This window comes from Phycisphaeraceae bacterium, assembly GCA_040222855.1.
GTDB lineage: Bacteria > Planctomycetota > Phycisphaerae > Phycisphaerales > Phycisphaeraceae > Mucisphaera.
On the sequence record JAVKCD010000019.1, the window covers coordinates 712,138 to 732,588 of the forward strand.

A 20,451-nucleotide genomic window follows, 5' to 3' on the forward strand; every position below is an offset into this window, starting at 1 on the left:
CCCGACCGGCTCACAACAACCAATCAGATGCCCAATATTCTCAACTAACGCCCCCATCCGTCAATAGGGGCATCCCCCCCACCACAGCACGCAGCGGGTGCGGGGGATGCGGGGGGGGGAGGGGGCTCAAGCTGTTCGTCGAGACAGGGCGGCCAGTCCCAGGCCGAGAACGATCGATCCTGCGGGCTCCGGGACTAAGGGGCCGGGGGCCGGTTCTGAGCCATCAAAACCGAAGTTGCTGGCCAGGAGCGACAGATCAATAAGGTCGGTGACGCCGTCACCGTTGAAGTCCCCGCCTCCCCACCCACTATCGAGCAGCCCGAAGTTCGAAGCGAGGCTCGACAGGTCGATGAGGTCCACCACGCGGTCGAGGTTCGTGTCCCCCTGGACGGTTCCAAACAGCAGCTCGACCCAGAACAGCAGGTCAACTTCATCGATAGCGGGGTCGCCGGTGAGGTTGTAGAACGGGTCGGCTCCACCCAGCGCGTCCAGCAGGAGATCCAGATCATCGATCGTAAGCACCGTGTCGATGTTGAAGTCGCCGAAAACTTCGGTGATGGGCATCGCGGTGTACATGTACAGCTCGTAGGACCCGCCATCGGTCCCGGGCTTGGTGCCGGGGAAGAACGTGTCAGCGACAAGGATTTCAAGGGTATAGAAGCCGGTGACCGGGAGAATGACATCGATGATGCTCGAACCCAGCTCGCCATCGTCATCGTCATCGTTGGCGGCTCCAAAGGGGTCGCCGTAGTAGGGAACGACCGCCGCGGTGGGGTCGAGCAGGATGATCGCGGGGTCAGCGTTGTCGATATAGCGGTCCCCGCCTTCGAGGATTTTGGACATCACCTCAATGGTCCATATCTCGCCAGCGATGCCAAAGAAGGAGTAGTAATCGCCAAAGAAGCCGGTTCCCGGCCCCGGTTTGAGGTCGAAGGAACCGGTGACGACTTTGGCGAATCCGCTGAGGGCCACGGGAATTTCCGGGGCGGGCGTGGTGCCTGGCGTTGTGCGGTCGGGTTCTGGGAAAGGCCGTATCGGGTAGCCGATATCGAACCCGCCCGAGTCGACATCAATGAACTGCGCGGTGGGGAAGGTGTTGTTTCCACCCTCTTCCGCATCGACAAACTCATCGGAGAAGGGCTTGGAGAGGTCCAGGCGGATCGCACTGCGCTCGGAGACAAACTTGGGTGTGAAAAGCCCGGTGCCAAAGCCTGCACCGCCCGCGTGAACCGACATGAAGTTTTCGCCCGTGAACGGGGCGCCTACGGGCCCGGGGTACGCGGGGAAGAAGTCAGTTGGGAACGTGCCGATCCCGGTGCCGATGGGTCCGTACGCGTCGTGATGCCGCGCCCCCATGAGGTGCATCGCCTCATGCCCGACGGTGTTGGCGGTCGAGATCGCCACATCCATTGGCGCTAATGTCTCGAACGGGAGACTGAGGAACTTGTAGATGCTGACCATGTTGATCGAAGCGCTATCGTCATCGTCGAGGTTGCGAAAGTCGACGCCCTCGGAACCCGCGCCAAAGCCTTTGTTGAGTTGCATCACCGAACCCGCGCCGGGGATAGCGGGGAGGCCCTCGGTAAACACCATGTCGAACCCGCCGAAGTTCATGTTGAGGTATTCAAGGATGAAGTCGCGTTGCCCGGTGTCGTAGTCGTAGAGCTCATCAAGGGGCGGGACGCCCGGCGTGACGCCCGGGATCAGCGAGCCGTCATCGACGCCATCGATGATGGAATCGAAGTCGAGGTAGAAGGTTTGGGTGGCCTGGGCTTCTTGTCCGAGCAGTGCAAGCAACATGCAGAGCCCGATCGCGTCACATCGTGATGGCATAGCGGTTCCTTCCCTACGAGTCACAGATTCGGGGCGACAGCCCTGTTATCTCTAAAGATATAACTCTTCGATCGATGGTTTCAAAGGATTGTTGAGCGTTTGGTGAGGAATTGGGCGGGATTGCGTGGTGAACACTTCTAAGTAATCACCCTATGTTGCGGTTAGATCGGCGGTTGTTACAAAATGTTGTGCAACAAAGTGCCCAGATTAACATGGCTGGCAGGGTGTTCGCGGGATATATTTGACCAGATGACAGTATTTTTGTTGATTTCAGCAGAATCTTCTTGACCTGCACAGATCATTCGCCACACTGTTGCAATCAAGTTGCATCTCATATGCAACAGAATCATGTCTCTGGAGTCACTATGTCATCGGTTCGCGAGATAGCCAAGCAGGTTGGGGTTTCGGCGGCGACGGTTTCCAGGGCCTTGCGTGGTCATCCGGGGATCAGCAGTGTGACGCGGCGGCGGATTGTGAGTGCTGCGAATCGGGCGGGGTACTCGCGGGCTCGCTCGGATGTGACCGAGACGATGATGATTGGATTTGCCAGCACGTCGCCGACGCCTGCGTTGTCGCTCTATGACTGCATGTTGCTTAATGGTGTGCGGCGTGGTTTGGCGGGTGGTGGCTTCGAGGTTCAGTTGGTGGATCTGCATCGTGACAAGCCTGCGGGGGAGACGTATACGGAGTTTTTTGAGCGTCGCCGGTTGCGTGGTGTGGTGGTTCAGTCGGACACGGAGCATCGCGCCATCTGCCATGCGATCCATGCGGAGGGGTTTCCCTGTGTTGTGCTGGCGGAGGAGTTTGACGAGCCGGAGATCAGCTTTGTCTGCTGTGATGCGCGGGGTGAGATTGCTCAGATGGTGGATCATCTGGTTCAGCTTGGTCACACGCGGATCGGGCTGGCGGTTCCGGAGCATCAGGATCATGATCACGCGAACCGCGTGGTGGGCTATCGGGAGGCGCTGCGGGAGCACGATCTAGAGTTGGATGCTTCGTTGGTGGTGCGGATCTCGCCGAGTCGTGAGGGTGGGGGTCATGCGATCAATGAGCTGATGAGCAGGCGGCAGCCGCCTACGGCGATTTTTGTGACGGATCCTTATCCGGCGATTGGCGCGTTGTGTCGGACGCTGGAGGTGGGCCTTGCGGTTCCGGGTCAGTTATCGCTGGTGGGTTTTGATGATGGTCAGATGCGTCGCCAGGTTTATCCGTTGTTGACAGCGATCTGTCAGCCGACGGAACAGATTGGTTTTCTGGCGTCGCAGTGGATGGTTAAGCGTGTTGCCGGTGCGGTGGATGAGCCGCTTCGCCGGGTGTTACCGGCGACGTTTGAGGTGAATCAGACGACGGCGGTTCCGCCTGAGAAGGTGGTGAGGATTCAGCCGGATGGTAGTCCGTTTCGTGTTTCATAGGGCTTGCAGGAGCGAGGAGATCGTGATGAGTCTGATCGCTGAGCTTTGCGGGCCGACCTGATGTTGTGTTGATCGCGTGTGCCTTGTTGTGCCGCGCGTCGTGGTTCTTGATTTACGTTTCGTTCCTTTCTTTCCTTTAGAGGAGGCAGATGATGCAGTTTCACACTCATGGACTCACTTGTGCGATGGTTGGCTTGGCGATGACCGGTGCGGCGGGGGCGGAGACCTTGTTGTTCGACTTTGGCAACACGGGTAGGCAGACCAGCCCTGGCTGGAACAATGTGGTTCCGGCGACGACCACCCTTTTTGCGACGTTCGACAGTAACAACAACCTGACACCGGTTGGATTTGAGATTACCGACACGTTCTTCCAGACGGGCGAGCCGTCGCAGCTGGGTACTGAATCGCCTTCGGGTGATGCTGCTGGTTATCCGGTTGATGCTACGGATGACTATTTCTTTGGCCACGTCACCGCGTTCGCTGGTGCGGACCCCAATCCTTATGGTGAGGTCAAACTGTTTAACCTCGATCCGAACTCAACCTACAACTTCACGTTCTTCGGTTCGCGAATGGGCGTTAGCGATATCCGCGATGCTTCGTACACGGTGACTGGTACGAACAGTCTTAATGGCGTCCTGAATGCTTCGAATAATGAGTCTGAGGTGCTGAGGCTTAACGGGATTGCTCCTGACGGGAACAATGAGATCTTCATTGGCGTTGCACCGGGGCCCAACAACAGCAACGGCGTTGGGTTTTATTACATCAATCTGGTTCAGGTTGATCGAGTGATTCCCGAGCCGGCTTCGGTTGGTTTGCTTGGTCTCGGTGGGCTGGCGCTGCTTCGTCGGCGTGTCGCCTGAGTGGATGAGTTACGAACCAGGAGTACCTGATGATGTTGAAACGATGGATGATGATGGCGGGTCTGGTCTGCACGCTTGCTGTGGCGAGTGTGGGGCAGGCGGCGCCAAAGAATGTGCTGTTCTATGGCAACAGTTTTACGCTGGGCTTTGGCAGCACACGGTCGGTCAATGCGTTGTTCTCTGATATTGCGATTGCTGCGGGTCACGAGGCCCCTCTTGTGCAGAGTGCTGCAGCGAGCGGTCAGTCCCTGAACTGGCACCTGAACAACAACACTGCTGCAATCTTCACGTTGATCCCGCCTGGAAGGGATTGGGACAACATCGTGATGCAGGAGCATTCGACGAAGCTGACACGTGCGTTCGGTACGTATCCGGCGAGTATTGAAGAGTCGAAGTCGGACGCTGTGGGTTTGTATCAGACGGCGACGACGCGCAGCGCGGGTGTTGTGCCGGTGTTCTATGAGACGTTTGCGCGTGGTCCTGGTCATTCGTTCTATACCGGCGGGTCGCCGTTGTTCCCGGGCGGTCCGTCTGAGATGCAGGCGGAAGTTCGTGCCGGGTATCAGATGCTCAAGGGTGCGATCGACACGGCAGTCGGGAGCGATCTGGCGAAGATCGCTCCGGTCGGTACTGCGTGGGAGATCGGTAACTACGACCGGTTGCACGCGAACGATCTGTGGCATGCCCAGAATCGCGGGACGCTGCTGGCGGCGCTGGTGATCTATGGCACGGTCTACGAGGATTCGGATACGAGTTCCATAGACCTCGCGGGTGTGCTCGGCTCACTGGGTCTCACAGCTCAGGATGGTGTTGAGTTGACGTCCTATGCGGATGAGGCGCTGGCGATTCCCGAGCCAGCGTCTGCGGGTTTGCTTCTTGGCCTGGCAGCGCTGGGCATGGGCAGGCGCCGGGCTGCGTAGCCGGACCATGATGATCCATGGGATGGGATCAGCCGCCTCGGGTCCTGAGACTCGGGGCGGTTTTTGTTTGGCTGTGGCGTATCGTGGTGATGGAGAGTCGATGAGTTTGCGGGTAATGGGCCATACTGGACTTGAACCAGTGACCTCCTCGATGTCAACGAGGCGCGCTAGCCAACTGCGCTAATGGCCCGTGTGGCGGGGTTGCCGCCGGATCGGGGAGTATAGCCCATGGATCGGGGGGGGCCAATCGCATGGGTTTTCTGGGCGTGTTGGGTCAGGTTGGGCTGACTTCCAGGTCTTGGAAGCTGTAGAGGGATTGTGGGTCGGACCAGGCGGCTTTGGGTCGCCAGGAATTCGCAAGCCGGGCGAAGTGTTGGGGGGTGTATTTGTAGGAGCACTCGGTGCGGATCATCTCGCCTTTGGCGAGGGTGATGAGTTCGCCAGCGAAGGTAAGGGTCTGGTCGTGGCGGCTGGTGACGCCTATTTCGATGCGGCTCTCTTCGTCGTTCCAGAGGACGGTGAAGTCGAAGGCGTCGGGGTCGAAGTTGGCGTGGGCCTCTCGGTTGAGGCGTTTGAGGAGGTTGAGAGTGAAGGCTTTGGTGACGCCTTGGGCGTCGTCATAGGCGGGGACGATGATCGCGGGGTCTTTGCGGAGGTCGATGCCGATGAGGAGTTGCCCGCCCGGGCCGAGGAGGCGGGCGATGTTGTTTAGGAGGGCTCGGGCCTCGTGGGGGTACATGTTGCCGATGGTGGAGCCTGGGAAGAAGGCGACGCGCTGGCAGACTTCGCGTTCCCACTCGGGTAGTTCCCATTTCGTCATGTAGTCGGCGCAGACGGGTTGGACGGGCAGGTCGGGGTAGTCGTCGGAGATTCGTTGGGCGGCTTCGAGCAGGTGTTGTTTGGAGATATCGACGGGGATGTAGCCAGCGGGCTCGTCGAGTGCACTGAGTAAGGTCTCGGTCTTTGTGCTGGAGCCTGAGCCGATCTCGATCACCAAAGCACCCGACCCGACGGATTCTGCGATGGAATCGGACTGTTCCTGCAGGATGCTCATCTCGGTTCTTGTGGGGTAGTACTCGGGAAGCGTGGTGATGGTGTCAAAAAGCTCAGAGCCTTTTTTGTCGTACAGGAACATGCTGGGGAGAGTTTTGGGGGTGGATCGCAGGCCTGCGAGGCAGTCTGCTTTGAGGTCGGCGACCCTGGGATGTAGATCGATCAGTTCGAGGAGCGTCTCGGTGGTCATAGAGCAGGCTTTCTTGATGGTGATGGACTGTTGTGTGAGAGAGAGACTTTAGAGGATTGTGTCGCGGGCAAGTCGTAAGCCGGTGAACTGCCAGCGCGTATCGGGATAGAAGAAGTTGCGATAACTATGGCGGATGTGACTGGCGGGAGTGGCACAGGACCCGCCTCGGAGGACGTACTGATTGCACATGAACTTGCCGTTGTATTCGCCGATGGCTCCTGGGTGGGGCTTGTAGCCGGGGTAGGCGGTGTACGGGCTGGCGGTCCATTCCCATGTATCGCCAAACATCTGGCGGAGGCCTGGTGCGGCGTCGGCGGGGAGGGGGTGGTGGTGGCGCTGCTCGGCGAGGTTACCGTTGACCTTGCTGTGTTGTGCGGCGGTTTCCCATTCGGCTTCGGTGGGGAGTCGATGGCCAGCCCATCGGGCGTAGGCATCGGCCTCGAAGAAGCTGATGTGGGAGACGGGTTCGTGATCGCGGAGTGGCCTGGGCCCGTTGAGGGTGTACTCCATCCAGCGATTGCTCAGGCGGAACCAGTAGAGGGGTGATGTCCAGTTGTGTTTGTTGATGGCGTCCCAGCCCATCGAGAGCCAGAGGTCGTGCCGCTGGTATCCCCCATCATCGATGAAGTCTTGGAACTCGGCGTTGGTTACGAGGCGGTCGGCGAGCTCGAAGGGCTGGATGAGCACCTCGTGCCGTGGTTGCTCGTTGTCGAAGCAGAAGTCCTGGTTGGCGTGTCCGATCGAGTGTCGCCCACCCGTGATGGGCACCCATGCCTGATCTCGGGCAGTTTGATGAGTTGGTGGTTGCTCTGGGCGATAGGCAGGCATCAGGGGGTTGCTGGAGAAGATGTGTTTGATGTCGGTGAGGATCAACTCTTGGTGCTGCTGTTCGTGGTGGCGGACGAGTTCCATGATGCCCGCGAGACTTGGTAGGTCCTCGTCTCGGATTGAGTCCAGCAGTTCGGTGATGCGCTGATCAATCGCCTTGCGGTAGGCGTAGACCTCCTGGACGGTGGGGCGTGAGAGCAATCCACGTTCGGCTCGGCAGTGCATCGGCCCAACGGTTTGGTAGTAGGAGTTAAACAGGAAAGGATACTGTTCGTGGTACCAGCGGTAGTTGGGGGTGCGTGGTTCGAGGACAAACTGCTCGTAGAACCATGTCGTGTGTGCGAGGTGCCATTTCAGGGGGCTGACATCGGACATCGACTGGATGACCAGGTCTTCGGGTTCGAGTCCCTTGCAGAGGTTTTCGCTCGCGGCTCTCGAATCCACATAATGCGCGAGAATGCCAGCACGATCTGAGACCGTGCCGGTGTGCGGTGAGGAAAGCTGTTTGGTTGAGTCCACGTGTGCACTCTCGCGTGATATCTGCATTTGATTGTTGATCGTAGGGCAAGGATAGGCGCCCTGGCCAGCATTTCAATCGTTGGACTCACATCGGCGACCCGCTGCGGAGCTGATCGATCGCCCCGAAGGTCTCGACATGGCTGGTTTCGTAGCAGATAAGAGAGAGCGAGATCAGCATTTCCCAGAGGACCAGGCTCATTCCGGCAAGGATGCAAAGCAGACCCATGATGAAGCTTATAAATGCTGCGGGAGAGCAGGCGGGCAGCAGAAGCGATCCGGCGATGAGCAATGAGGTGATGATCATCAACATGATGCAACTGACCAGAAGGACCAGAGCATCGCGGATCAGTCGGGCGTGAACAATGACGCGTTGGGCCTGATAGCTGAGTGCTTCAACGCGGCCTTTGATCATTGCCGTCTCGGCGTGGTGTTCGTCAAGCTGTCGGAGCTGGCGCATGAGGTTGTAGCGTTCGTGGTTGAAGCCTCGGGCGCGGCCTATGAGTGTGGTATAGCGAGCGAACTGGGCGAGGCAGAGCAGGCCGCAGGCCGAGATCATGATCGCGGGGGTCAGCATCGCTGACATGACTGACGTGTCGATCATCAGGCTCGCTCCAGTATGGGGCGGCGAGCTGGTATCGCCTGGTGGTACGACGCAAAGGCTTGTCCGAGTTCTTTGGTCGATCGATTCATGAATATCCTCTCGCAGGATCGCGGTACCCACATCATGTTAGGGCTGGTGGGTTGGTGTTGTTTCTATATGATTTGTCTGTAACGACCAAGGCGCGATCGGTGATCGCGAGGGCTAATCAGGGATTAGACTATGGGCATGATTAAAGGCGTTGTGTTTGACTTTGATGGCGTGCTCGCCGACTCCGAAGCGGCCCACTGCAGGGCGATGCTGGCGGCGGTTGTGGGCTCGGGCATCCACTTTGACATGGATCACTACAGGAAGCGATACATCGGGTTCGATGACCGCGATGCTTTTCGGGCGATACTCGGTGATTTTGGATTCGACAGCGAGGCGGGGGATTACTCACACCTCCGTGGCCTGATGACCGCGAAGCAAGAGGCTTTTGACAAGATCGTCCAGGAAGGCATCCCGCTGGTTCCGGGAGCGTTCGAGCTTGCGCAGGCCCTTAAGGACGAAGGCACGCCGATCGCGATTGCCAGCGGGGCGACGCGAGCTGACATCCGTGGCGTGCTTGAGGCGCATGGTTATGACGACCTGTTTGAGTTGATCGTGACGGCGGATGATGTGACCTGCTCGAAGCCAGACCCGGAGACCTACCGTTTGGCGGCTGAGCGCCTGGCTGCCCTTCATGTCGATCATCGGCTCACGCAAGAAACTTTGTTGGCGATCGAAGACACGCCTGCTGGCCTTCGGTCGGCCCGCGGGGCTGGTCTTCGTACGCTTGGCCTGACCACCAACCAGCCGGCGGAAGACCTGACGGACGCCGAGGTGATTCGCCCGCATCTCAAGGGGTTGAGCCCAGCATTGCTACGGGCGGAGTTTGCAGGGGTTGTCTCTTGAAGCGAGCCCCACTCATGCTTGGTGTCAGCGGACTGCGTGGGATCGTCGGCCAATCTCTGACTGAGGAGGTGGCTTGGCGTTACGGACGAGCTATTGGTCGCACGCTGCTTGAGTGGGGCGCTTCGCGTCGTCTGCTGATCGGGCGTGATTCGCGTCCCTCGGGTCCTCAGCTTGCCACTGGTTTAGCGCGAGGCTTGGCGGATGAGGGGATCGAAGTACTTGATCTTGAGATCGCCTCGACGCCTGCTGTCGGGCTTGCTGCCAAAAGGCAGAACTCGTATGCGATCGTCCTGACAGCGAGTCACAACCCAACACCTTGGAACGGCGTAAAGTTGATTAGGTCAGATGGTTCGGCACCCACCGCCGGGCAGGCAAGCCAGGTTGTTGAAGCGTTCAAGGCGCTATCGGACGAGAAGCCAAGTGGGGACAGCGGCCATAGCGTCCTCAAACAAGCGGGCATTGACGCGGCGTCAGACCACGCTAGTGCAGTGGCTGGACTTCTGAATGAACAGATGATTCAGTCACGGCGTTTTACGGTTGTTGTAGATAGCGTCTGTGGTGCCGGGGGTCCTGAGGTTCGTCAGCTTCTCGGGCGGCTTGGGGTCAAACTAATTCATCTCCACAGCGAACCGACGGGGCGTTTCCCGCATGAGCCCGAGCCGCTGGAGCAGAATCTAACGGAGCTGGCCGATGCTGTGCGAGAGACTGGGGCCGATGCGGGCTTTGCTCAGGACCCTGATGCAGATCGACTGGCCATTGTCGATAACGCCGGTCGATACATCGGCGAAGAGTGCACGCTCGCACTCTGTGCTCGCCACCGCTTGCGAGAGGGTGATCTCGCGGTCGCCAACTTGTCAACCAGTCGAATGATTGACGATCTGGCGGCGAGGGTTGGGGCGCGAGTCTTACGGAGTGCCGTTGGCGAGGCCAACGTGGCCGAGGTGATGCGTGAGAACAATGCCACGATCGGTGGAGAGGGAAATGGCGGTGTCATCGACCCTCGATTGAGCCATATCCGCGACAGTCTCGGATCGATGGGGCTGATCCTTGAGCTGATGGCAACGACCGGTAAAACTCTCGCCGAGCTTCGTGATGCGTTACCGCTCTACACGATGCAGAAAGAGAAAGTGCCACGGCCGGACGAGCCCTTTGAGGCCATGGTTGAGAAACTGCTGGAGACCTTTGCTGGTTCGCGTGTTGATCAAACGGATGGTGTGCGTTTCGACCTCGATGGTGGCTGGATTCACGTCCGCCCAAGCAACACCGAACCGATCTTACGTTTTATCGCTGAGGCACCGTCTCGTGAGGCCGCCTCGGCGTTGACGGCGAGGGCCCGTCAGGCACTTCGCTGCTGAGCCTAGCTCCCGCGGAGATTTACCTCGATTTGAATCCGCTCCTGCCCTTCCGGCGTCACATAGACGTGCAGTCGCGGTCGTGTCAGCGCGGATTCTTCGTTGCTAATGGGGAGTCTCCACGTGTAGCTGCGAGTGACCGAGTCATAATGTTCCTGGTGTTCGTTGTATGTCTTGACTTGTTTGGTGATGTTGATTGCTCGACTCTGGGCGGTGCCAGCCAGACCACCCGTCCAGACCTCGAACCGATAGTCGGCGCTGTATTTGATCGGATCGCCAAAGGCATCCACAAGCTCGACGCGGACGTCCAGTTCTAACTTGCCCGCCGTGGTGACAAACCGGGTCGATGGATGGATTCTGGCCGCAACCGGTCGGGCGACCCAGGTCTCCGAATCATTGAAGCGAGTCCGCTCCCTTTGAAAGGGTCCGGGCTCGGACATTGAGCAAGCGGTTAATACAAGCCAGAGCACAGCCAGGAGGGAGAAGCATCGCATGCCACTATCGTAATCAACCGCTGCGTCTCAGGGCGGGGTCGTGGCGATCGCCTAATCGCTCGGTGAGCGAGTCCACCGCCCTCGCCAGCCGCTCCTGGGTCTGGTCAAATCGTTCGATGATCCTCGCATTCTGTCGGGCGATATCCATGAACTCGGCGAGGGCTTCCCGCTGGGCCATCAGCTTTGAATGCGCTTCATTGAGTTCACGTTCGCGCCGACTGGACAGCCCTCGCTCCCAGACCCACAGCCCGCCCATGATCCCCGCTGCCCCGAGTTGTGTCAGGGGCGTGATGGTCGTCTCAAGCAACATACTCAACCTCTCGTTCCTTCAATTACCGTATGTGATGACCCTTTGCGGCTGGTTCGTGTTGTCGCCATGCGATCGCAGATGATTGGATGCAACCCAAGGGCCTTGACCGTCACCTGGTCACCTGGACGAAGCCATGTTTCACGACCGCTACGTTCCAGGCGAAATCGTTTTTCACCACCGGCTTGTTCCAAACTTTCCAGCAGCCATCGCCGCATCGGTGCGCTGTCGTCGTTCTCTAGTGCTTTTCGAGTCCCAGCACGAACTTGCGTCGAGAAACGACTGTTGCTGTCGATACGCGCGAAGCGAAACCGTTCTTCTGTTTCAAGCGCCAAGCGTTCGTACGTTCCAGAAAAGACGTTGCCCCACCAGCGTTCAGCTTCAACGGCGACAGGGGAGCGCAGACTGGCTGTGACTCTGCATCGTGCGGCACCAGCGCGGGCGGCGGCTAGGTAAGCAGAACCCAGCGAATCAGCCGTCAATACAATTCCCGCGCGATCCGTCAGTAGTCGCCTCGTATTGATGACACGCCATGTCGCGCCGGAATCCTCGCTGATCTCGACCAGCGCGGGCATGGTCTGCCCGTCTGTGTCGAGTGACAAGGGTGCCTCTAGCCGCAGGGGGTCAGCTGGGACGCGATCATCACCAAACAGCGTACGCAAGTCATAGGCAGCGGCGTTGTAGGGAGTCCCGGAGTATGCACCGTCTTCATTGAGCACCCAGCGTCGAAAGACCTGGGCGACTTCCGTGAAGTCTCCCGGCTTGGTTGGGTCATACCGGCCGTCTGGAAGGCCTTGCGAAGCGGAGTCCCAACCCGGCTGCAACATAAAAGTCGATTCAACCCGCCAGCCGCTCGCTCGGGCCAGCCCCCTGACCGCCCGCTGCTCGCTCGGACCCTCAAGCGAGCGCCACGCGGTCCGAGTCGACATGCCACCAAAGCCCAACGCGACGCGTCGACCAATCTGCTCGCGTGTGCTAACTATCAGCACCCGGTCGGTCTCGTCCCATCTAAGCATAAAACGATGATCTGCTGTGATTCGTTCAAGAACATCACTTAGCGTGCCGGTCAGCCGAATATCCCGCTCGAGGAGCCGCGTTGCAAAGTGGTCGGGCATCATCCATCTGATGGGTATCCCACTCACCGCGAGAAGCAACCGAAGCGCAGCACCGACCGTCCATCGTTCGCCAGTATCACCAAAGCCAGCGACCTCAAGACCATTGACCCTCTTAGTGAACGACCCGAGGTTTGCCTTATCACCAGTACGAAACCAGGTTGTATGTCCTGTGTCGTCTTCAAGCGCCCAGGTGTTTGGTAGCGCGTTGATCTCGCGATCGAGCAACAGGGACCACTCATCCATGACGATCCACTGGTTACGCCTCGCGTTACGATCCGTAAGCGAGCCCCGATCATGAATGACACCACGCAGAAGAATGCGCTTCCCGCTCAACCCATCAGCCCTTAAGAAGGGTTCTGCGATCACGACCTCACGCCCATGCAGTGTCGATAGGCCAATCTCGATCCTAGCTCTTCGTCGTCCAAGCGGGCCGTGCTCCTCTAGGCGGAGAACGCGAGCATCATCTATTGGGATTCCATCAACCAGCACCAAGAGTGGGCTTTCGACATGAACCCGTGAGATTCGGCCATTAGATAGCCACATGTTGGTCTCCTTCCCGCACATGGACGCCTGGAACAACCTCGCCGCTCGTCATCGATTCAGACCATGGCGTCCATCGTTCTATCCCGCTTGCCATCCCGATTCGCAAGCGTAGACGTGAACCTATTGGCATCAACTCTTTCTCGAAGGCAACTCGATCAGCAGTTCGCTCAACCCGAAGCTTACGCTCCGTGATACTTCCATCTGCTTCGATCTCAACAGTAGCGCCGAGTACCCCAGCGACGGCAAGCCCACAAGGCCAGATCACGACACCGCGAACGCTTGTTTCTGAAATCTCTAATGGCCAGCCCTCTTCGGTCGGCCATACCCACGACACGCCAGCGTCAACCCATCCAGCCCCATCATGTGCAATATTGATGCCTCGAACACCATCGGCCAAGTTGCCTTGACCATCTCTAGCTAACACCAGCCATCTTTTGTCCTCGATAGCTCCCTCGGTTAGAGCTTCATCATCAAAGGTTGTGATTTCACTGCGTACCGCGATCACTCGCTGGCCACTTAGAGCGCCGCCTGATGCAGAGACCACATCCCACCCTGATTCATCTAACGGGACACGCATCAAGGGATCGCCCACCAGGCAGAACTCCGTCTGCAATCTGGCTTGACCGGCGTACCAGGCCTCAGCCAGAGTCCAGCCTCGTGTCAGGCGGTCAATCACAGTCGTAAGGTCTGGAATATCGCCGACTGTCGATGTCATCGACGCACCGCCGATGGCGGCGTAGCCCGCAGAAAACGATTCGATAGCCCAAGCAGACCCGAGCACGTCTTCTCTCAATGAAACCAGCGGGTACGCCGACACGCCAGCTTGCACCAGCAGAGCACGAGGGCCAGCGGGATCAGCAAAAAAACCCGAAGGCAAGGCACCCCCTAGGCCGTTCCAGACGATGGCATCATGCTGAACACGAGTCTGTACCCCGGACGACAGCCCATCCCCCACGCGTACAGGCAACCTGGTTGATCGTGCGGTGTCGCTGGCAACAAACGCTACATGTCTCGCGCTTACTTCGGTAAGCACCGTTGCCGCAGGCCCATCGGTATCCACCCAGATCGAGGCTAGTCGATCAGCAATCAGTGAACCCGCCATGACATCATCAGCACGATTGAGAATCGCGATGGCTTCAGCAATGGATGCGCCATCGATCCTTGCAGACAGCCGTAAGCCCAACAACGAGCTGGCATCTAGGCCCTCACCCCCTGCTGCATAAGCAGGATTTGTCACTGGCGTCAGATCACCCGCGTCATTGGCCAGCATCGAACCCAAAGGTAGACGCTCCACATCAGGCGTCAGCTCAACGTAACCCGGCACGCCAAAGCCAATGAGAACGCCAGCCGCCTGGTCACGCAGTCCATGTAGATCTAGGTAGTCCTTGAGTTGATTCAAGACTGAGAGGTAGCCAGCGACATCGACGCTTTCGTCCGCAGGTACGTTTAGCCCAATCAGGTTTGCATACGGCACCATCCGCCGATTCGCATACTCCTCAGCCCACGCCACAGAATTAGCATCGCTCACTCGATACAGAACGAGCCACCTGGCAGGGTCTCCAACACCTTCGCTCGTGGCTGGTACAACCAGCGGGCCGATGTACGCGGTCGCTATGACCCACTCGTCGACATCAATCCAGCCTGCAGCTTGCTCGTCCCGCCAGAGCGATCCAAGATCGAGGTTCTTTAGAGCAAGCAAGCCCGGGAGATCCACATCTCCCTGCTTGACACCATTCACCCAGAGCGTAACCCGTTCCAAAACAGCATCCGATTTGACCTCAACGGCTGCCCATGATGGTCCTTGATCGACTGGCCAGGTGAGGGCCTCACTGTTTCGTTGGACCAGCTTTAGATGTCTAGTCTGACCATCAAGTTCCAGCCACCAAACAACACCATTGCAGTCGGCCGCCGCCAACACAGTCACACGACCTCCGGTCATCATCCGAGCCCTGATGGCTAGGCGCGTATGAACCACATCCTGATCACCACTCAAACTCAGTCCGTGCCCCACACCACGCAGGTCGTCATCAAGTGTGATCCGAACACCAACCTCGCCTCGATCAGGATAAGCCGCCTCAACACACTGAAGCATGGAACTCATAAGCCACCCCCGGTCACCTTCGGGATCCCCATCGCCCAGTCGTACAAGTCACGAATCGCCGATCCTCCCAACTCAGCAGGCACCACCATGACCTCATCTAAATCTGCTGTCAGATAACTCACAGCCGGAAAGGCCGCGATTGCGCTGTTCGCACTGGCAAACCCTTGAGAATCACTCCCACTATCGACCAAGACGCCATCAACCCAAAGCTTGATGACCCCCGTGGACAGACGCTCACCCACGACAAAGTGCCACACTCCATCAAGAAGGGATTGAGAACCCTGAGCACGCACCGTCCCTCCCTTCCACCATGCAGGATAGCCCCCTGTGATCAGCCGCAAGCCAAATCGTTCGCTAGCGCCTGGTGTTCCAGTATTGACATACTGTGAGAACATCGCTCCAGTAGTCGAAGCAGTTGTGCGAATCCATACCCCAATGCTGACCGCAGAGCTATCAGACGGAAGCACAGCACGCCCGACATCAACCATCTGGTTCACACCTGCAAAACCCATAGCGGAATCTGACTCGGACTCAAGGCATCCCGAGACGCCAGTGGTGACCCCACCGATAACAGCACCTGCCGCCGCCCCGGACATGTCCATAGCCGAGCTGCCGGCATCGCCCAATCGCCAGTACCCACTGGGCCCCAGGGACAACACCCGTTCGGCATAACCCAGCCTCTCCACAGGCGCACCACCCAACTCAGCCCAGTTCGACACCTCGAAATCCACATGACGCAGCACAGCCACAACAACCCCCTTCATCAGACCGACAACATGACTTCCTTGCGCCGATCCAACACAGACACAATCTGGCCAGACTCGATGACCACTTCTGCCAGTTTGATATGCGTACCGACGGGCCAGCCTCCAGCAGCAAGACCCGCTTCAACCACAGCCTCACCCGCCGACTCACGAAGCCAGATATACACGGTGCCATTGCTGTATATTGCTAAATCAAGCGTGCTCCCGGCATAGCTCACAACCACCGATGACACCGAAGCTCGCCCGGCCAAAACCACGACTGCTGGCGATTCGCCCGCCGCTGGGATAACACGAAAATCGCCCATACCGGCATCCCCCAGCAGCCTCAGAGTGTTCATCAGCCAGCGGTAGTAAGGCTGTAGCCCTCTTTCGGGGTAGACCATCCCCGTCGCAGGGTCCTGCTGCCCGACGAGCAACTCTAACTCCTGGTCACTCAGTTCACGAACAACCATACTCATATCACTTCCTCTCTAAATCGCCTTGCTCGATCGCAAGACCACGAGCACAGCAACATCCTCAGCTTCTTGAGTGACGACACCACTCACACTCCGCGTAACCGTGACGGTTAACAGATCACCCCGTTGCGCCTGAGAAGGTGATCCGCTGAACAATGAGGCAGCCTCACCATCGCCCCGATCTGTGCTCCGATAACCGCTGCCATCGGAGACGTAAAGCGAAGCCGGGAGATCAGTCGCCAGAAGGTCATTTATCTTCAGAGAAGCACGCACTGCGTCAACCCCAGAACTCGTCTCGAGATTCGTCCCGGCGATTAGCACCACAGAATCAACGACGCCATCACTGGGTGCTACTCCGATCAACCGATCGTTCACACTCGTCGTCAACACCCCAGGCAACACCAGCTGCATCGGCACGCCGCCAACCACGCCGTAGGTTTTGCCTCCAACCTGCTGCTCAAGCCAGCCACCATCGGGCAGCACGCGCAGTAGCGTTGCCGAGGCCAGATGCTCCGGTACACTCCACCCAATCGCCACCCCGGCGCTCGCCCCAGACGAAACATTCCTTACCGTGAACGCTGACTCCCCATCCACAGAGGCAAGTGACTGACCATGTGTATGCAAGTTGTCACCCGGCGAAGTCGTGCCACCACAAAGAAACCCTAGCGCTCCCGATGTCACATCGACACTCGTACCCGCCAACACCCGATCAATCTCCCCCGCAGTCGCCGTGAGCCCAAGGTCTGCGACATTAAGACCGGCGAGAAATGTCTCCCCCCTCAGATCTCGAACCTCCGTAATCGCGCCACCCGAAGCATCGACCTCAGCCAGCCTCAGATGGAGGTGCGCTTCAGCAGGAAATCCCGTTGCACCACTCTGAATGCTCCCGACATGATCAATCCACACCGACGTCGTCGCTTCATCAGTGACAACCAAACTGCTGGTTGCTACAAAATCGAAACGAAGACCATGAACGCGACACCTCCCACCCCGGACGCCCACGGTCAGGTCACCATCCTGATACACCCGAAGGTCGTTCGATCGCTCCGCGACGCGTGCCAGACGCTCAATCATCCTCCGGAACTGAAGGTAATAGGGACTCAAGCCGGTCTCGAGATACGGCACGCCCGTCGCCTCGTCCTCAACCCGACCGAGCAACTCACTATCCACCGGACTCCACTCGCTCATCCGCACACCACCTCTCGTTTACGCACCTTGATCCCAGAATCCGTCCAGACAATCTCGCCGAGAGTCGGGCCATCAGACGCCAGCGCATCCTCCACCAGAGCTGTAGCCAAGACCTGTCCCCCTTCAAACACATCGAGTGTCAAGCCCGTTCCCAGCGCCCGGCGCACATCGCCCGGGACCGTAAACCCCTCGCCATCAAGTCCGAGTGGGCCCTCTCCCAGTTGTCCTACCCCAAGCCCGGGCGACCCTTCGCCATCAACACCAAAGGCACCATAGCCAAAGCGCCCGCCAAAACCACCTCGCCCCAGGCCGCTCGGCCACACCCGTGCCTCGATGACTCCGTCTTGACCAGCAAGCCTGACCCATGAATCCACTGGCCATCGTTCATCACGCTGCACCACCAGCCGCTCGCTCGCTGGAGAGATAATCCGCCCCTCCAATAACTCGTACAGTGCAACCTCACAAACCTCAACGCGATGACTCACCGCCCGATCCATGAGCACCCACTGTCCACGATCACCAACACCCGCTGTCCAACTCGCCAACTCGCCAACTCACCATCGACCCAGACGACAACAACCCGATCCTTGGCCACCGCGTCGGGCCAACCGACCCAAACGGCCATGGGATGCTCATCATTCTCTTCACGCACAGCAGCAATCAAACCATCCTCTACGTTTCCCATCAGTCCAGCCCACCCACTTCAAAGATCAGCCGTACCACCGCTCGCCACCGAACACCAACCTGGTCAAGGTCAACCACCTGCACTCGGCCAAGCACCGCATCACACCAGGACCGACTCGACTCATCACTCAGACCGCGGCCGACACCATCTGCCCATGCAAGGATCTCCCCCAACACATCATTAAGCTCACGGCTTGAATCCCGCAGCACATTCACTTCATACGTAACAGCTAACCCAGGCCGCTGATCCACGACCTCACCAACCCCACCCACCCCAGCGGATCGCCGCAAAGCAGTCACACGCTCCACGCGGACGAGCCGACAAGACGCGATATCCTCTACCGTCATCTCTCCATAGACCAGCATCATCCACACCCCCTAGGAACGCGCCAACGAAACCAGCCCCAATCTTCTCCGCTCATCTGCCCGCCCGTCGCCATCCAGGTCAACCCCGATGACGGCCTCTCGACAGGCCCTCCGAAATCGTTCCCGATAGAGCGATGCCTTCGCCAGCACAGCCTCATGATGGCCGCCGATCGACGCCGCTGCGCTATACACCATCCCCAGCGTGCCAAGGCACTCCAGCCGCATCATGGCACCCAACGACACCACAGCTTCCTCGCCCGGTGAATCCTCATCGCTCAGACCCAGCAACCTCAGCAGCAGGTCATGATCAGCGTGGCTTGCGGAGCGAACGTCCTGACTCGCACCGAAAGTTGCTCCCCTGCTTTAGCTGCGATCGCCGCATCCGCCTCACGCTCTCGCACCGCAGACACACCCAGCGTCCCCGCATCAACCACAGCGACGACCTCGTGAGCCACCCGCTCGATCAGTACTACACCACCCACCTCGACCCCAGCAGTAACAAAATCGGCCTCGACACTCGTCAGCGTGTTCCCACTCACCAAGCCATCAGCGACCGACACACGTTCCTGCGCCGTGAAAGGCACCTCCACAAACACATTTGGCTCATACGCCAGCAGATCTCGATCCTGTGAAAAGTTCATCAAATCCCCCGCTTCTCGGCCACTCTCGACCTCAACCCTACCGTTCAAAGCGGGCTGCGTCCTCTCGGACACAGCCCACCCGCACCGCCCGCAGCCCATCATCAGGCCGCCAGGCCCCGGATCACGCCATGCGCCTGCTCGTTTCGCAACTCCATCGTGTACTCACCAATCATCTGTCCCGCGTCGCGATCACCCGTCGCGGCCAGCGGCTTGTAGTGGAAGCTACGGCCCCCAAGCGGCAACACATCAATCCTCGACGAATCAAGCAACAAAACCGTATCCGCCGGAATCCAACGCGACAACACCACGCGACACACACCAAAATCACTCTCGTACACACTCACCAGATCCTTGAACCGAGTGTCTTCCGGCCCAAACCCACGTGCCGATGTGACGAAACCATTGATCCGACGCTTCTGCGCCCCGCCAACCACGATCAAGTCCACCGAACCCGATGACGAATCCCAGATGCCCCGAAGAGCCGCATTCAACTGCTCCTCGGTCAGGTGATGATCAACAGAACTCACCGTCTCACCCGCAGGGAACCCACCAGCGCCACTCGTATACAGATTGGTACTCACATGCGGGATGATCCCTCGCATCGTCCGCCGCACCGTCGATCCCCCCTCTGGTGAACTGCTGGCCGATACACCGTTGACCACGCAGTTCTCTAGATCACGCATCAGCTCACGAAGTCGCTCCTGCTTCTGGTAATCCATCTCATCCGACACAGCGACCCGACGCGTAGCAAGCATCGTCCCAGACACCTCAACCGCCGAGGTGAAGATCTGCGTGTAGTTCTGCTTCCTCACCCGATTCGTAAACCGAGCCACAGGCGAATCATCGCCCTCGAGCGCCGCATTACCCAGAATCCTCAGGTCCTGATTGTCCGCCAGATTCTCTGCGGTCGTCCCGCCGTACCCTCGCACGACCGTCAGAGCATTACTCCCAGTGTCAGCCGCCGTAACCAACATTACCTCTCGTGAACCCGTCACCTGAACCTGATCCCCCACTCGGAACCGGTCCGCGTTCTCCACCACGAACGTCGTATCAACATCAGCATCCGTGAACGCTGCATCGTTGATCCGATCCGTGTTCGGCAGCAAGCCGTCCTCAAGCCACTCATGCACCGTACCACTCGCCACACGCCCAGGGTCACCCAGGGCGTCAAGCAACGGCGTCTCATAAGGACTCACAATGCCCACAATGTCCGAAACGTCCTCTGCCAACTCCGGCAGCGTCGACCCACCCGAATACGTCGCCTTACCCGTAAATGCCATCCATCAGCCTCCTTC

22 protein-coding genes and 1 tRNA gene are annotated in these 20,451 nt (G+C 58.7%); 5 read left to right on the forward strand and 18 right to left on the reverse strand.

The window, feature by feature from the left end:
* Positions 1 to 126 precede the first annotated feature (126 nt).
* Positions 127 to 1,833 (reverse strand): hypothetical protein, encoded by a 1,707-nt coding sequence (locus RIG82_08150; GenBank protein ID MEQ9460907.1) that lies wholly within the window; start codon positions 1,831 to 1,833, stop codon positions 127 to 129.
* Between the two features lie 365 nt (positions 1,834 to 2,198).
* Here RIG82_08150 and RIG82_08155 point away from each other — a divergent pair, with 365 nt between their 5' ends.
* The 3 genes from RIG82_08155 to RIG82_08165 all read left to right on the forward strand — a co-directional run bounded on the left by RIG82_08155 (position 2,199) and on the right by RIG82_08165 (position 5,025).
* Positions 2,199 to 3,245, forward strand: coding sequence for a LacI family DNA-binding transcriptional regulator (locus RIG82_08155; GenBank protein MEQ9460908.1), 1,047 nt, complete (start codon positions 2,199 to 2,201; stop codon positions 3,243 to 3,245).
* A 149-nt stretch (positions 3,246 to 3,394) separates the two neighbouring features.
* Positions 3,395 to 4,105 (forward strand): PEP-CTERM sorting domain-containing protein, encoded by a 711-nt coding sequence (locus tag RIG82_08160; protein MEQ9460909.1) that lies wholly within the window; start codon positions 3,395 to 3,397, stop codon positions 4,103 to 4,105.
* 29 nt (positions 4,106 to 4,134) lie between these two features.
* Positions 4,135 to 5,025, forward strand: coding sequence for a hypothetical protein (locus tag RIG82_08165; protein ID MEQ9460910.1), 891 nt, complete (start codon positions 4,135 to 4,137; stop codon positions 5,023 to 5,025).
* 116 nt (positions 5,026 to 5,141) lie between these two features.
* Here RIG82_08165 and RIG82_08170 read toward each other — a convergent pair.
* From RIG82_08170 to RIG82_08185, 4 genes are all read right to left on the reverse strand, one after another.
* Positions 5,142 to 5,215, reverse strand: a tRNA-Val gene (locus tag RIG82_08170).
* 84 nt (positions 5,216 to 5,299) lie between these two features.
* Positions 5,300 to 6,268 (reverse strand): L-histidine N(alpha)-methyltransferase, encoded by a 969-nt coding sequence (gene egtD, locus RIG82_08175; GenBank protein MEQ9460911.1) that lies wholly within the window; start codon positions 6,266 to 6,268, stop codon positions 5,300 to 5,302.
* 48 nt (positions 6,269 to 6,316) lie between these two features.
* Positions 6,317 to 7,615 (reverse strand): ergothioneine biosynthesis protein EgtB, encoded by a 1,299-nt coding sequence (gene egtB / locus RIG82_08180; protein MEQ9460912.1) that lies wholly within the window; start codon positions 7,613 to 7,615, stop codon positions 6,317 to 6,319.
* Between the two features lie 85 nt (positions 7,616 to 7,700).
* A complete protein-coding gene (locus tag RIG82_08185; protein ID MEQ9460913.1) occupies positions 7,701 to 8,216 on the reverse strand; it encodes a DUF2721 domain-containing protein in 516 nt (171 codons plus the stop codon).
* A 225-nt stretch (positions 8,217 to 8,441) separates the two neighbouring features.
* On the opposite strand from RIG82_08185, the gene RIG82_08190 reads away from it, so the two are divergent.
* Positions 8,442 to 9,146, forward strand: a complete 705-nt coding sequence (locus tag RIG82_08190; GenBank protein MEQ9460914.1) for an HAD family phosphatase — start codon at positions 8,442 to 8,444, stop codon at positions 9,144 to 9,146.
* Entirely contained in the window at positions 9,143 to 10,501 is a 1,359-nt protein-coding gene (gene glmM / locus RIG82_08195) for a phosphoglucosamine mutase (protein MEQ9460915.1), read from the forward strand. Before RIG82_08190 ends, glmM begins: the two co-directional genes overlap by 4 nt.
* 2 nt (positions 10,502 to 10,503) lie before the next feature.
* Here glmM and RIG82_08200 read toward each other — a convergent pair whose 3' ends face one another.
* The 13 genes from RIG82_08200 to RIG82_08260 form a co-directional block, all read right to left on the reverse strand.
* Positions 10,504 to 10,992, reverse strand: a complete 489-nt coding sequence (locus RIG82_08200) for a hypothetical protein (protein ID MEQ9460916.1) — start codon at positions 10,990 to 10,992, stop codon at positions 10,504 to 10,506.
* Between the two features lie 13 nt (positions 10,993 to 11,005).
* Positions 11,006 to 11,308 carry a hypothetical protein gene (locus RIG82_08205; GenBank protein MEQ9460917.1) on the reverse strand — a complete coding sequence of 101 codons (303 nt, stop codon included), beginning with the start codon at positions 11,306 to 11,308 and terminating at the stop codon, positions 11,006 to 11,008.
* Positions 11,305 to 12,657 (reverse strand): hypothetical protein, encoded by a 1,353-nt coding sequence (locus tag RIG82_08210; GenBank protein MEQ9460918.1) that lies wholly within the window; start codon positions 12,655 to 12,657, stop codon positions 11,305 to 11,307. Before RIG82_08210 ends, RIG82_08205 begins: the two co-directional genes overlap by 4 nt.
* Before the next feature lie 286 nt (positions 12,658 to 12,943).
* Entirely contained in the window at positions 12,944 to 14,881 is a 1,938-nt protein-coding gene (locus tag RIG82_08215) for a hypothetical protein (GenBank protein MEQ9460919.1), read from the reverse strand.
* A 173-nt stretch (positions 14,882 to 15,054) separates the two neighbouring features.
* Positions 15,055 to 15,807: a LamG-like jellyroll fold domain-containing protein gene (locus RIG82_08220; protein ID MEQ9460920.1), complete on the reverse strand. Its 753-nt coding sequence runs from the start codon at positions 15,805 to 15,807 to the stop codon at positions 15,055 to 15,057.
* A gap of 14 nt (positions 15,808 to 15,821) precedes the next feature.
* On the reverse strand, positions 15,822 to 16,280 hold the full coding sequence (locus RIG82_08225) for a hypothetical protein (GenBank protein MEQ9460921.1): 459 nt from the start codon (positions 16,278 to 16,280) through the stop codon (positions 15,822 to 15,824).
* 12 nt (positions 16,281 to 16,292) lie between these two features.
* Complete coding sequence (locus RIG82_08230; protein MEQ9460922.1) at positions 16,293 to 17,465, reverse strand: hypothetical protein; 1,173 nt, start codon at positions 17,463 to 17,465, stop codon at positions 16,293 to 16,295.
* Positions 17,462 to 17,950 (reverse strand): hypothetical protein, encoded by a 489-nt coding sequence (locus tag RIG82_08235; protein ID MEQ9460923.1) that lies wholly within the window; start codon positions 17,948 to 17,950, stop codon positions 17,462 to 17,464. The genes RIG82_08230 and RIG82_08235 overlap by 4 nt, the downstream gene beginning before the upstream one ends.
* Positions 17,947 to 18,150 (reverse strand): hypothetical protein, encoded by a 204-nt coding sequence (locus RIG82_08240; GenBank protein ID MEQ9460924.1) that lies wholly within the window; start codon positions 18,148 to 18,150, stop codon positions 17,947 to 17,949. The genes RIG82_08235 and RIG82_08240 overlap by 4 nt, the downstream gene beginning before the upstream one ends.
* A complete protein-coding gene (locus tag RIG82_08245; GenBank protein ID MEQ9460925.1) occupies positions 18,150 to 18,518 on the reverse strand; it encodes a hypothetical protein in 369 nt (122 codons plus the stop codon). Before RIG82_08245 ends, RIG82_08240 begins: the two co-directional genes overlap by 1 nt.
* Positions 18,519 to 18,527: 9 nt before the next feature.
* Positions 18,528 to 18,758 carry a hypothetical protein gene (locus tag RIG82_08250; protein MEQ9460926.1) on the reverse strand — a complete coding sequence of 77 codons (231 nt, stop codon included), beginning with the start codon at positions 18,756 to 18,758 and terminating at the stop codon, positions 18,528 to 18,530.
* Positions 18,759 to 18,805: 47 nt separating this feature from the next.
* Positions 18,806 to 19,156 carry a hypothetical protein gene (locus RIG82_08255; protein ID MEQ9460927.1) on the reverse strand — a complete coding sequence of 117 codons (351 nt, stop codon included), beginning with the start codon at positions 19,154 to 19,156 and terminating at the stop codon, positions 18,806 to 18,808.
* 101 nt (positions 19,157 to 19,257) lie between these two features.
* Positions 19,258 to 20,436, reverse strand: a complete 1,179-nt coding sequence (locus RIG82_08260) for a DUF5309 family protein (protein ID MEQ9460928.1) — start codon at positions 20,434 to 20,436, stop codon at positions 19,258 to 19,260.
* Positions 20,437 to 20,451 lie beyond the last annotated feature (15 nt).